This window comes from Pararobbsia alpina (assembly GCF_902859895.1).
In the GTDB taxonomy this organism is placed as follows: Bacteria; Pseudomonadota; Gammaproteobacteria; order Burkholderiales; family Burkholderiaceae; genus Pararobbsia; species Pararobbsia alpina.
This window is the reverse complement of record NZ_CADIKM010000001.1, coordinates 92,591-106,162: the sequence shown is the minus strand read 5'-3', so window position 1 is coordinate 106,162 and position 13,572 is coordinate 92,591. Positions and strand designations below refer to the sequence as shown.

Genomic DNA, 13,572 nt, shown 5'->3' with positions numbered 1-13,572 from the left:
CAGATTCAGATTTCGAGGTTGTCGATCAGCCGCGTCTGGCCGAGCTTGGCTGCCGCGAGCACGACCAGCGGCGCATCCGCTTCGCCTTCGCCCGGCGCCTTGAGATTGGCCTGCTTGCGGATCGACACGTAGTCGGGCTTCCAGCCGCGCTGAGCCAGATGGGTGAGCGCCTCGCGTTCGAGTTCGACGAGATCGCGCCGGCCACCCCGGACCTGATTCCGCACATCGTCGAGCAAGGCCTTGAGCGCGGGCGCCTCGGCGCGTTCCTCGGGCGACAGATAGCGATTGCGCGACGACAGAGCGAGCCCGTCTTCAGCGCGCACGGTTTCGGCCGCGATGACTTCCGTCGGCAACGCGAACTGCTGGGCCATGCGCCGGACGATCATCAGCTGCTGGTAGTCCTTCTTGCCGAACACGGCCACACGGGGCTGCACGCATGAGAACAGCTTGGTGACGACGGTGCACACACCCTGGAAGAAGCCCGGCCGGAATTCCCCTTCGAGGATATCGCCCAGATCCGCCGGCGGATGGACCCGGTATTCCTGCGGTTCCGGATAGAGATCGCGCTCGGTCGGCGCGAAGAGGACATAGACGTTCTCGGCCTGGAGCTTCTCGATATCCGCTTCCATCGTGCGCGGATACTTGTCGAAATCCTCGTTCGGCCCGAACTGGAGCCGGTTCACGAAGATGCTTGCGACGACCGGGTCGCCATGCTGGCGCGCGAGCCGCATCAAGGACAGATGTCCGTCGTGCAGATTGCCCATGGTCGGCACGAAGGCCACGCGGTTCTGGCCGCGCAGCTGGTCACGCAGTTCGTGAATCGAGCTGATCACTTTCATCGGGTCAGATGTCCTTCGGAGGTTCGGTAGTAGAGGGGGCTGGCCACGGCACACGCGGTATCGGCGCGCGCGCCGATGGCGCTCGGGACGGTGTCCGACGCCTCGGCCCGCCGCCGTGGCAGAGGCTCGAAGAAGCGCTCACGTAGGCGAGTAGGCCAGCCGCACGTAAATCGGTGCAAAGGGTTCCGCCTGCGTTATCTCGATCAGTGACTCGCGCGAGAGTTCGAGCATCGCGATGAAGTTGACGACGAGCACCCGCACACCGCGCGTCACATCGAACAGATCGGCGAATTCGATAAAACGTGCATTCTGGAGCTTGCGCAGAATCACGCTCATATGCTCGCGGACCGAGAGCTCCTCACGGCTGATCTTGTGGTGGGCGACGAGCTTCGCGCGCTTGAGCACGTCGGCCCATGCGAGGCGCAGTTCGTCGAGTTCGACATCCGCGAAGCGTGGCGCGAGGGCTTGTTCGATATAGACCTCGGCGCGCAGGAAATCGCGGCCGAGCTGCGGCAACTGGTCGAGCTTCTGGGCGGCAAGCTTGATCTGCTCATACTCGATCAGCCGGCGCACGAGTTCGGCACGCGGGTCTTCGACCTCGTCGCCGGTGTCGGCCTTTTTGACCGGCAGCAGCATGCGCGACTTGATCTCGATCAGCATGGCGGCCATCAGCAGATATTCCGACGCGAGTTCAAGATTGCTCCCGCGGATCTGTTCAACATAACCGAGGTACTGCGTGGTCACCTCAGCCATCGGGATGTCGAGGACGTTGAAGTTCTGCTTGCGGATCAGGTAGAGCAGCAGGTCGAGCGGACCTTCGAAAGTCTCGAGAAAGACCTCGAGCGCCTCAGGCGGGATATAGAGATCCTGCGGAAGCTTGAACAACGGTTCGCCATAGAGACGCGCAAAAGCCACCCCGTCAACGACATCCGGGGTGGAGTCGGCCGCCGGCTTTTCCAGCGCGTCGGCACTCAGGCGCGTCTCTGCTTGGCTCACGCGTGCGCGTTCAGAAGTTCTGGTAGTAGGAATAAGGCGTCTGCGCAACGCGCGATGCCCTTTGTTCGGCGCGCTCCTCGAGGTCGATCGGTTGCTTGTCCCACAGCAGCGCACGGCCCTTGCGCTGTTCTTCTTCGAGCGAGGGCTTGTCCGCTTTGAGCTTGTTGAGGAATTGGGTAATGTCCGACTGGTACATGGCTGGGCGGAGCACGGTTATCGTCTAAGCGCGGGAATGCGCGCTACCGATTTTACCGCATTGCCCATCCGCACCGCAGTCTCTTTCCGTGGTGAAATAACGGCGGCCGGCACTTGTCGGCTTCAACCACTAGATGGAGAAGCCTGTTTGCCGGATCGCGTCCCCGAAATCCGCTTCCGTTCGCGCAGTCCGCAGCAGGGCGACCGGCTGTCCGGACTGCCGGCGGTCCGGCTGCGGGCGATCCCGATAATCGGGTTGATCGGTTTGCTGGGACTGGCGTTCGCGCCGATGTCCGCCTACGCGAAATATGAAGTCAGGATCGAGGCGCCACGCGAATTGCGCAAGCTGCTCGAGGCCCACCTCGATCTCGCCCGTTTTGCCGATCGCGACGATTTGAGCGACGACGAATTCCGTTTCCTGGTCTCGGCCGTGCCACGCCAGGTCACGGATCTGCTGGAAACCCAAGGTTATTTCACGCCGGCGGTAACGACCGATGAGCGCGTCGTCGACGGCAAGCCGCATATCGATATCACGGTGACCCCCGGGCCAATAACCGAAGTGAGCGCGCTGAGCCTCAGTTTCAAGGGCGCAGTCCTGACCGAAGCGCCGGCCCGCGAGACGGCCACGCGCGAGGCATGGACCCTGCGCGAAGGCGACCCCTTCAGCCAGCAGGCCTGGGATGCCGCGAAGGATGCCGCGCTCAAAACCCTGCAAGCCGAACGATATCTCGGCGCCAGGATCACGCGTTCCGAGGCGCGCATCAACCCCGTCACGCACAAGGCCGCACTGCTCGTCGACTTCGACAGCGGTCCGACTTTCACGCTCGGCGAGCTGCAAATCGACGGTACGCGCCGCTATCCGGCCTGGATCATTTCGAATATCAATCCGCTCAATGTCGGAGAAATCTATTCGACCGCCCGGATTGATGAACTTCAAAAACAGATTCAAGCGACGCCTTACTTCGCGAGTGTCGCGCTTAATGTGGGAAATGATCCCGCAAATCCTGAGCTAACGCCGATTCGGCTGAAGGTCAGTGAGTATCCCTATCAGTCCATGCGCACGAGCGTGGGTTTCAGCTCCGATACGGGGCCGTATATTGCGGGTAGCTATTCGTTTTTCAATCTGGCCAACCGCGCCTGGGTGTTCAATGTGACGGGCCGTCTCGAACGAGACCAGGAGGTCGGCGCGATCCAGATCTCGATGCCGCCAGGCCGTAAAGGCTGGGTCAATAGTGTGCTCGCTTCCTATACGCGCACCGACATCGAAGACACCGTCATCAACAGCCTGCGTGCCGGTGTCCAGCGAGTGCGCGTCTCGCAACTCTACGACTACACGTATTCGCTGCTTTTCTACAACGACCGGCTTTCGCAGAATGTCGGGCCGCCGACCACCAGTCACGCCCTCGTGCCCAACTGGACCTGGACGCGCCGCGACGTCGACGATCTCGTGTTCCCGCGTTCAGGCAATCTCGTTACCGTGTCAGCGGGCTTTGCGGTCAAGCATGTATTGAGTGAACAAACCTTCGCGCGCCTGTATGCGACCGGACGCCAGTATTTCCCGATTGGCCAGGCGGATCTGCTGCTGCTGCGTCTGGAGATGGGCGGCGTGTTCACTTCGGGCAGTACCAATGAGGTACCGGCCTCGTTGCTGTTCCGGGCGGGCGGTGCGAATTCGGTGCGAGGCTATAGTTACAACAGCATTGGCAACACCGTTTCGGGTTCGGTCCTTCCGACCAAATACATGGTCACGGCATCGAGCGAATACCAGCACTGGTTTACGCGCGAGTGGGGCAGCGCGGTGTTTTACGATATGGGAACCGCGACCGATACTTGGCCGGAACGCAGGCTCTATTCCGGCGTGGGTGTGGGTGCGCGATGGCGCAGCCCGGTCGGGCCGGTCAACCTCGATGTGGCCTACGGCATCCAGAATCGCTCATGGCGCCCGTATCTGACGCTGGGTATCGCGTTCTAAAGTGAACTGATGAACCACGAGCCCCTTTCGGAAGACGAGCAGGCAAACGACGCCGGTCGCGGCGGTGGCCGTGGCGTTGGCGTTGGTAGCGGTGGTGGTGGTGACGACGGCGGTGGTGGTGGTGGCGACGGTGGTGGTGGCGTTGGCGACGGTGGCGGTAGCGGTAGCGGTGGCGGTAGCGGTAGCGGTAGCGGTAGCGGTGGCGGTGGCGGGGGCCCCAGCGGCAGCGGTAGTGATGGCGGCAATGGCGGCGGCGACAAGACAGCCGAAGCCGCAGAAGCGTTGCGCCGCGCCCGACGCCGCCGCCGGAGCCGCTGGCTGCGCGCGGCCGTCTGGCCGCTCGTCGCGCTTGCCGCATTGATTGCGATCGCGCTCGGCGGCCTGTTCGCGGCGCTCCAGACCGAGAGCGGCACGCGCTACGTCTGGCAGGCAGCGGTCGAACTGCTCGGGGGGCGGCTCTCGGGAACGCTCGACGGCGGCGAACTCGCGACCGGCGTGCGTTTCACGAACCTGCGCTGGCACGACGCCGGCACCGATATCCGGATCGACCATGTCGAAGGGCAATGGCGGCTCCAGAGCACGCCGTTGAAATTCACCATCGATTTCATTCACGCACAAACCGTCGACGTGCGCCTCGCCGCGTCCACGACGCCGAGCAGCAAGCTCACCTTGCCCAAGGATCTGCGTTTGCCCTTGCAACTCGTCATCGGCGATGTGCGCGTCGCGCAGATCCTGATTCACGATGGCGCGTCGACGACCGAATTCTCGCGGCTCGCACTGCATGGCAGTACGGACGGTCGTCATCACGAGCTGGGACTCGACCGGCTCACCACGCCTTTCGGCGATGTGAACGCGGCGCTCGCGCTCGATGGCGTGCGGCCGTTCGCCCTGAAGGGCGATGCGGGTTTCTCGGGGCAGGTGGCCGACCAGGCGGTGCGACTCGGCGCCCGCCTGGGTGGCTCGCTTGAACAATTGAATGCCGATGTCGACGCGACCGGCATGAAACTCACGGGCCATGCGCAGGTTGTAGCGATGCCGTTCGGCGAGGTCCCGCTCAAGACGCTCGCGCTTCGGTTCGAGCATGTCGATCCGCGCAGCTTCAGCGCCGGCGCCCCCCAGGCCGACTTGCTCGTGCAGGCCGAGGTCCATCCCGTGCCGGCCCCGTCGGGCAGCAGTGCGCTCGTGGTCGCGGGGACCGCCTCGATCGTCAACGCGATACCGGGCCGGCTCGACGAAGGCAAGGTGCCACTGATCGACGCACGGGCAAACGTTAACCTCAATGAACGCGAGCAGGCGATCGACGGTTTGCAGATCCGGGTGGTCAAGGATGCGACCGTGACGGGCAGCGGCCGCCTCAAGGACGGCCTCGGCCAGTTCGACCTTAAGGTCGCAAACTTCGATCTGCGCACGCTGACGCCGGCTGTCCGCACGACGCATGTGAGCGGCCCCGTGCGCATCGTGCTGCAAGACGGCAGCCAGCACATCGACGCCCAGCTCGCCGACCCGGCGCTGGCCCTGCGAGCGCAGGCCGCAGTCAATCTGACACCGGCGCAGACGCGGATCGAGTCCTTGAAACTCCAGCTGGGTAAAGGCCGTGTCGACGCATCGGGGGTGCTCAAGCACGACCTTGCGTCTGCGTTTACGGTGAAGGGGACCCTCACGGATTTCAACCCTTTCCCGTTGCTGGCCGCCGAATCGGCCAGCAAAGCGCCCACCAAGGCGCCGCATGCCCCCGCACCGGTCTCCTCGACCAAGCATGCGAGCACAAGCACCCCCCCCAACGCGAGCACGCGGCCGCCTGCGTCCGGTACCCAAAGCAAAGACGCAGCCGTCGGCGGCGATGTGCATGACGTCCGGATCACCGGCACGTTGAGCGCGGACGGCGCACTTGCGCCGCAGCGCTCGGTCAAGGCCCGCTTTACGCTGCACGACGCCGTTTATGCAGACTTGCCGATGACGGGCGAAGGCACGATCCAGCTGGCCGGTTCGCGCCTGCTGCCGAGTTCGGTCCAACTGTCGGTCGCTGGCAATCAGGTCGATGCAAAGGGCAGCTTCGGCACGCCGCGCGACCGCCTGCAGGTGCACGTCGACGCCCCCGTGCTCGAGGGGCTGGGCTTCGGCGTGGCCGGTGTGCTCAAGCTCGACGGCGATCTCACGGGCACGCTCGCCCATCCGAACGCGGTCGCGAGCTACGAAGCCGATCATGTCGTGTTCGGCGAGAACCGCGTTGGCCACGCCCAGGGGCGTGCCGAACTGCGTGACGGCGCGCAGGGAGCGATGACCTTCAGCCTCGATGCAAAGGAGGTCGCGGTCCCGGGTGTCGATCTCGCCGCGGTATCCGCACACCTGAGTGGCACGCGTGCCGCTCACCAGTTCGATGCAAGCGCGGTGGGCAAGGTCGAGGGCCGACCGCTCGACGTGACGCTTGCGGGGCGCGGCGCGCTAAGCGAGACTCGAGCCGGCATGGCCTGGAGCGGCACGGTCTCGAAACTCGAAAACCGGGGTGCCTTGGCGATCGCCTTGCGCTCGCCCGTGCAGATCGCCGTGGCGGACCAGAAGGTATCGCTCGGGGCCGCCCAGTTGTCCGTTGACACGGCGGTGCTCGCGTTGCGGGGCTTCGAGTTCGACCACGGCCGGATCAGTTCGAGCGGTTCGCTGACCGATGTCGGGCTCGCCCGCTCGCTCGCGCTCGAAGCTCGGCTCACGGGTGCACCGCCGCCGACACTCAAGACCGATCTCGTGTTCGACGGCGCCTGGGATTTCACCTTGTCCAATACCGCTTCGGGATATGTGCAGATCAAGCGGCGCAGCGGCGACCTCCAGATCGACGCGGGTCGTGGACTCGTCCCGCTCGGGCTCAAGCGGCTCGAGGCGCGCGTCGATTTCGAGAACGGCAATCGCGCGCGTCTGAGCGCCGGCGCGGATGCAAGCCGCCTCGGCTCCGCGAATGCGGATCTCTCGACGGGACTCGTCGCGCGCGACGGCATGCTCACGATCTCCACCGAAGCCCCCGTCAGCGGCAAGATATCGGCCGACGTGCCGGCGCTCAAGACGACTGGCGAACTGCTCGGCCCGGCCTATATCGTTGCCGGCCGTGCCGCGCTGCAGCTCACCGTCGGTGGTCTGCTGGGCAGGCCGAAGCTCACCGGCACGCTGACCGGCGACGATCTCGCAGCCACGATGGTCGACCAGGGCATCACGCTGAAGAACGGCGTCGTCCGGATCGCACTCGACGAGAACCGCGTCGAACTGCGCCAGGTTGAGTTCCATGGTGCCGACGGCCTGCTCAAGGCCACGGGGCAGATTCAGCTCGATCGCGACGACCCCGAGATTTCAGCACAGATCGTCGCCGACAAGCTCCAGCTTTTTGCCTCGCCGGAGCGTCAACTGTCGCTGTCGGGCAGTGCCGAGCTCAAGCATTCGGGGCCGGCCGGGGGGCTTGCGATCAACGGCAAGTTCACCGTGGATCATGCTTTGTTCGATATGCCCGAAAGTGCGGCGCCGAGCCTCGGCGACGATGTGAAGATCGTACGCACCGACGGCGAACTCGTGCAGGCCGAAACCGAGACCGTCCCCGGCGGCCATGAATCGATCGGGCCGTTCGCTCCGCGCGCGAACATCGCGATCGACCTCGGCCGCGATTTCCGTTTCAAGGGCAGTGGTGCAAACCTTTCGCTGCGCGGCACGCTGAACCTGATCAGCGCGCCGAACCAGCCTTTGCACGGCGAAGGCAATATCCGCGTCGAACCAGGCTCGACCTATGAGGCGTTCGGACGCAAGCTCGATATCGAGAACGGCTACTTCACCTTCAACGGACCGGTCGACAATCCGGGGATCAATATTCGTGCGATGCGGCGCAATCAGGAATACGAGGCCGGCGTGCAGGTGACCGGCACATTGCGCTCACCGATCGCGAAACTCGTCTCGGTACCCGATCTTCCGGATTCCGAGAAGCTGTCATGGCTGCTGTTCGGCCATGGCACCGATACGGGCAATAATCTCGGCCAGCAGAACACGATGTCGTCCGCGCTTGGCTTGCTGGGCGGAGTGGGCGGCAAGCGTATCGCGCAAACATTTGGCCTCGACGAATTCTCGATCGGCCAGAGCGAAAATGGCCTGACCGATCCGCAGGTCGTGCAGATCGCCAAGGCCATCAACGAGCGTTTTACGTTCGGCTATGAGCAAGGGCTCCAGACCGCGCAGAATCTGTTCAAGGTCACCTGGACCCTGTCGCGCAACTGGTCGCTCGCGGTCCACAGCGGGACCCTGAACGGCGTGGACGTGACGTTCAACCGGCGCTTTGACTGAGCGGTGGCCGGGGATTGACCCCGGCGCCCGCAAATGTCCGGCGCGTTTCTCAGCGGATTCTCATGCCGGGCTTCGCGCCGTTGTGCGGCTCCAGCAGATAGAGGCCTGGCTGCACCTTCTCATCGCCTGCGGCGGACAGCACCATTCCCTCGGAAATGCCGAACTTCATCTTGCGCGGCGCGAGGTTGGCGACCACCACGGTCAGTTTGCCGACCAGCTGTTCGGGCTGGTAGGCCGACTTGATCCCCGAGAAGACGTTGCGGGTCTTCTCTTCGCCGACGTCGAGCGTGAGCTGGAGCAGCTTGTCCGAGCCTTCGACGGCCTTGCAATCGACGATCAGGGCAATGCGCAGGTCGATTTTCGAAAAATCGTCAATCGAGATCGTTACATCGCCCTCGTCGCCCGAGCCGGCCGCGCCGGCGGTCTTGGCGGCTTTGCCCGCTTTGGCCGCCTTGTCGGCTCCGGCGCTCTTGGCCGCACCGGTCGCATTTTCGCCACCCGCTTCACTCGTCCCCGGCGTCGCCTGGAGCGACTCTCGGTTGGCGGCGACCAGCGCCTCGACTTGCTTCAGATCAACCCGCGTCATCAGGTGCTGGTATGCATTGACCGGTTGCCGCGACGACAGCGCCGTCGTCGCGTCCGACCATTTGAGCGGTGCGATCGCGAGGAAGCGCTCGACCGAAGCGGCGAGCGAGGGCAGCACAGGCTTGAGCATCAGCGTCAGCAGCCGGAATGCTTCGAGCGACACGCTGCAGGCTTCATGCAGGGCCGCGCCACGTGCCGGGTCCTTCGCGAGTTCCCACGGCTTGACCGTATCGACATAGCTGTTGACTACGTCAGCGAGTTCCATCGTCTGGCGCAACGCCTTGCTGTAGTCGCGCTGTTCGTAGAGACCGGCCACCACCGGCGCGGCTTGGCGCAACTGGACGAGCAACGGATGCGCCATGGCCGCGTCGTCGATCCGGCCCTCGAAGCGCTTGACGAGAAAGCCCGCCGCCCGGCTCGCGATATTGACGTACTTGCCAACCAGGTCGCTGTTCACGCGCGCAATGAAGTCGCCGAAGTTCAGATCGATGTCCTCCATCGAGCCATTGAGCTTCGCGGCGAAGTAGTAGCGCAGCCACTCGGGATTCAGTCCGGTGTCGATAAAGCTTTGCGCGGTAATGAACGTCCCGCGCGACTTCGACATCTTCTGGCCGTCGACGGTCAGGAAGCCGTGGGCGAACACATTGGTCGGCGTGCGATGGCCGGAGAACTCGAGCATCGCCGGCCAGAACAGTGTATGGAAATACAGAATGTCCTTGCCGATGAAGTGGTATTGCTCGGTGTCCGAACCCGGTCGGACCCACTCTTCGAAGTCGAGCCCGCGCGTGTCGCAGAGGTTCTTGAAACTCGCGTAGTAGCCGACCGGCGCATCGAGCCAGACGTAGAAATATTTGCCGGGCGCGCCGGGAATCTCGAAGCCGAAATAGGGCGCGTCGCGCGAGATGTCCCAGTCGGAGAGCTGTGCATCGCCCGCATCGCCGAGCCATTCGCGCATCTTGTTGGTCGCCTCGGGTTGGGCGAGCTTCGCCACCCAGTCGCGCAGGAAAGCCTCGCAGCGCGGGTCGGACAGCTTGAAGAAATGGTGAGTCGACGTGCGCCGCACGGGCGTCGCGCCCGAGACGACCGAATACGGGTTGATGAGGTCGGTCGGCGCATAGGTCGAGCCGCACACCTCGCATGAGTCGCCGTATTGGTCCTTGGCACCGCATTTCGGGCACTCGCCCTTGACGAACCGGTCGGGGAGGAACATTTCGCGCACAGGATCGTAAGCCTGCTCGACGTCACGTTCGACGATCAGGCCGGCTTGCTTGAGCGCGAGATAGAACTGTTCGGAGAGCACGCGGTTCTCGTCCGAATCGGTTGAATAGTAGTTGTCGAACGAGATCCCGAACGAGTCGAAATCACGCTTGTGTTCCTGCCAGACGCGCTCGATCAGCTGGCGCGGGGTAATGCCTTCCTTCTCCGCACGTAGCATGATCGGCGTGCCGTGGGTGTCGTCGGCGCCGACGTAGTGGACTTCATGCCCGTGCATGCGCAGCGCCCGCACCCAGACATCGGTCTGGATATATTCGACCAGATGGCCGATATGGATTTGCCCATTCGCGTAGGGTAGGGCGGACGTGACGAGGATGCGGCGCGGGGCTGTGGAGGGCATAGGGCGTGGCAGGTCTGCGATGGTTGAACTTGCGGTGACGCGGGATAGAGGCGCCATGGAACTGGCACCAAGAAAGCGATTTTAGCAGTGCGGGGAAGCAGTCTGCTCTATGTGGCGGCGTTGTCAGCCAATGCAAGCGAGGGCGCACAAGGGCGTCGTGCGGTGCATGCCACGGCACGTGCGCCCAGGAATGCCAAAACGCAGGCAAAAAAACCGGGGCGGTGAGCCCCGGAGCAACAACGACAAGAGGAGAATGGTGCCGCGCCTAGGTCACCAAGCGCGTACCGTATGTAGAGACAGCAATGCACCGGCCGAGTTCGCAGAATTTCGAAATGTTTTCAGCGAACCCGTCCTGAGACGCACAATGATCGCTGGCGCGTTTCGCGGATCTCCGCACAGCCCTCGCGCAACCTCCCCGCGAGCCCTTGCACGGGGTTTCGCTCAACGCTGCACTGGCCGGAGGTAAATTTCGACACGGCGGTTCTGAGCGCGTCCCGCTTCGGTCGCATTGTCCGCGATCGGCTGGCTCTGGCCCCGGCCGATCGCGTTGAGCCGCGTCTGATTGACGCTGCGCCCGATCAGGAAATTGACCACGCTTTGCGCGCGATTTTGAGACAAGGTCTGGTTGTATTGTGGCGAGCCGGTGCTGTCGGTGTGGCCGTCGATCTCGGCATTGAGTTCGGGGTGCTCATTGAGCGTCTGCGCCACCTGGTCGAGCACGGGTGCGAATGTCGGTTTGATCAGATAGCTGTTCGTGTCGAACGAGATCGAGTTCGGAATATTGACCTTCAGCGAGCCGTCCTGCTGCTCGGTGATCTGCGTGCCGGTGCCCTGTGTGGCGCCGCCGAGCTTGCTCTTGATGCCTTGCCAGTTGTAGCCCGTGATCGCGCCGCCCGCGGCGCCCACGCCGGCGCCGATTGCGGCTCCCTTGCCGCCGCCGAGCAGTGCGCCGATTCCGGCGCCGGCCGCGGCGCCGATCCCCGTGCCGACCGCCGTGTTGGTGCCCTGCTCGGTGGCGCAGCCTGCGAGCAGCGCGCCGGCAATCGCGAGGACGGATAATTGGGTCATCAGTTTTGTTTGCATCGTATTGCTCCAGATTGCCTGTTCAAATACAAGATGCTGCGGGAACGGCGCCATGCCCGCCGCGGCAGGCACGAGACAGCGCCGCGAAACGCTACAATGGGGGACAGGTGCAGGCGCCGCTCGCTTGTTCTCGTCCGTTCCCGCATGCTTGGTGTGCCGCTCGCTCGACGCGGGTCCTGAGTGGAGTCCGAGAAGCGTGCCGTGCGGCGAACTGCGAAGCAACCGCCGCAACAACTTTTTGCAATTTCGAGAGCCGGCGACGCCCGGGAGTTCTATATTCATGACGATTGACAGACAAAGCATCGACACCGCGCTCGCGGGCGTGATCGACCCGAATACGGGCCGCGATCTCGTTGCGAGCAAGACCCTCAAAAACGTCACGATCAATGGCGCGCACGTGCACGTCGATATCGTGCTCGGTTATCCGTCGAAGAGCCAGCACGATGCGCTGCGCGCCTCGGTCGAACATGCGTTGACCGCGCTGCCGGGTGTGGCCGGCGCGACGGTTCGCGTCTCGCAGGACATCGTGGCCCATGCGGTACAACGCGGTGTCAAGCTGCTGCCCAACGTCAAGAACATCGTCGCGATCGCCTCGGGCAAGGGCGGTGTGGGCAAGAGCACGACCGCCGCGAATATCGCGCTGGCGCTCGCGGCCGAGGGCGCGAACGTGGGCGTGCTCGACGCGGATATCTACGGTCCGTCGCAGCCGACCATGCTCGGCGTCGACGGCCGGCCCGAATCGACCGACGGCCAGACCATGGAGCCACTCGTCGCACACGGCGTGCAGGTCAACTCGATCGGCTTTCTGATCGAGAAAGACAACCCGATGGTCTGGCGCGGTCCGATGGTCACCTCGGCGCTCGACCAGTTGCTGCGGCAGACGAACTGGCGAGATCTCGACTATCTGATCGTCGACATGCCGCCCGGTACCGGCGATATCCAGCTCACGCTCGCGCAGAAGGTTCCGGTGACCGGCGCGGTGATCGTCACGACTCCGCAGGACATTGCCTTGCTCGACGCGCGCAAGGGTCTCAAGATGTTCGAGAAAGTCGATATCCCCATCCTGGGTATCGTCGAGAACATGAGCGTGCACATCTGTTCGAACTGCGGTCATGTCGAACATATCTTCGGCTCGGGCGGCGGCGTGGCGATGTGCGCCGACTATGGCGTGACGCTGCTCGGCAGCCTGCCGCTGTCGATGGGCATCCGCGAGCAGGCCGATTCGGGCCGCCCGACCGTCATCGCGGACCCGGACGGACCGGTCGCGGAGATCTATCGCGATATTGCGCGCAAGATTGCGATCACCATCGCGGAAAAGTCGCGTGACATGAGTTCGAAGTTCCCCTCGATCGTCGTGCAAAACACCTAGACAAGAACTGCATGAAGCCCCGCTCCCTTCCGCTGATCATCCTCATTGGCTGTTGCCCGCTGTTTGCCAGCTTCGCGGGTTGTTCAATGTTCGCCGACCATCCGCGGCGCGCGGAAGCGGTGTTGCACCCCGCGCCCGGGACGAACACGCGCGGGATCGTGACCTTCGTGGACAATCCGGATGGGGTCCAGGTGACCTACAACCTGCAGGGCCTGCCGCCCGACTCGGATCACGGCCTGCATATCCATGAGCGTGGCGACTGCATCGCGGCGGGGCCGGCGGGGCTCGGGCCGATTTTCAATCCCCTGCCGGCGCCGGTCGGCGCGGGGCGCAATCTCGTGCATGCCGAAGGCGACCTGCCGGACATCCATGCCGATTCGAACGGCGTGGCGGCGGGCTTCTTCGTGATCCCGGATCTCTCCCTCGACGGGGTGCGCTCGGTGATCGGCCGTATCCTCGTCGTGCATCGGGATCCCGACGATCCCTACACGATGGTGCCGAATTTTTCCGACGGGCCGCGCCTCGCGTGCGGTGTGATCGAACGCTAGCGCCGGGCCGATGCAGTCCGTCTGGGGTACTGGCCGCGCGATCAAGTAAAATGGCGCGACTT

9 protein-coding genes are annotated in these 13,572 nt (G+C 64.0%); 4 read left to right on the top strand and 5 right to left on the bottom strand.

The annotated features are described in order from the left end of the window. Nucleotides 1-5: 5 nt before the first annotated feature. From panC to HV670_RS00455, 3 genes are all read right to left on the bottom strand, one after another. Entirely contained in the window at nt 6-839 is an 834-nt protein-coding gene (gene panC, locus HV670_RS00465; RefSeq protein ID WP_175102670.1) for a pantoate--beta-alanine ligase, read from the bottom strand. 138 nt (nt 840-977) lie between these two features. After that, on the bottom strand, nt 978-1,835 hold the full coding sequence (locus HV670_RS00460; RefSeq protein ID WP_175102669.1) for a segregation and condensation protein A: 858 nt from the start codon (nt 1,833-1,835) through the stop codon (nt 978-980). Between the two features lie 10 nt (nt 1,836-1,845). After that, nucleotides 1,846-2,031 (bottom strand): DUF3460 family protein, encoded by a 186-nt coding sequence (locus tag HV670_RS00455; RefSeq protein WP_175102970.1) that lies wholly within the window; start codon nt 2,029-2,031, stop codon nt 1,846-1,848. A 207-nt stretch (nt 2,032-2,238) separates the two neighbouring features. On the opposite strand from HV670_RS00455, the gene HV670_RS00450 reads away from it, so the two are divergent. After that, a complete protein-coding gene (locus tag HV670_RS00450; protein ID WP_425511371.1) occupies nt 2,239-4,002 on the top strand; it encodes an autotransporter assembly complex protein TamA in 1,764 nt (587 codons plus the stop codon). 9 nt (nt 4,003-4,011) lie between these two features. Continuing rightward, the gene (locus HV670_RS00445) at nt 4,012-8,310 is read left to right on the top strand and encodes a translocation/assembly module TamB domain-containing protein (RefSeq protein WP_175102668.1); all 4,299 of its coding nucleotides are present in this window, start codon (nt 4,012-4,014) and stop codon (nt 8,308-8,310) included. A gap of 49 nt (nt 8,311-8,359) precedes the next feature. Here HV670_RS00445 and metG read toward each other — a convergent pair whose 3' ends face one another. Beyond that, nucleotides 8,360-10,510, bottom strand: coding sequence for a methionine--tRNA ligase (metG, locus tag HV670_RS00440; protein WP_175102667.1), 2,151 nt, complete (start codon nt 10,508-10,510; stop codon nt 8,360-8,362). A gap of 441 nt (nt 10,511-10,951) precedes the next feature. Continuing rightward, a complete protein-coding gene (locus tag HV670_RS00435) occupies nt 10,952-11,593 on the bottom strand; it encodes a YiaD family glycine zipper/OmpA-like lipoprotein (RefSeq protein WP_175102666.1) in 642 nt (213 codons plus the stop codon). Nucleotides 11,594-11,873: 280 nt separating this feature from the next. Between HV670_RS00435 and apbC the strand changes: the two genes are divergently transcribed. Together apbC and HV670_RS00425 are read left to right on the top strand one after the other, a co-directional pair. After that, nucleotides 11,874-12,962, top strand: coding sequence for an iron-sulfur cluster carrier protein ApbC (gene apbC / locus HV670_RS00430; protein ID WP_175102665.1), 1,089 nt, complete (start codon nt 11,874-11,876; stop codon nt 12,960-12,962). Between the two features lie 11 nt (nt 12,963-12,973). Beyond that, nucleotides 12,974-13,510 carry a superoxide dismutase family protein gene (locus tag HV670_RS00425; RefSeq protein ID WP_175102664.1) on the top strand — a complete coding sequence of 179 codons (537 nt, stop codon included), beginning with the start codon at nt 12,974-12,976 and terminating at the stop codon, nt 13,508-13,510. Nucleotides 13,511-13,572: the final 62 nt, after the last annotated feature.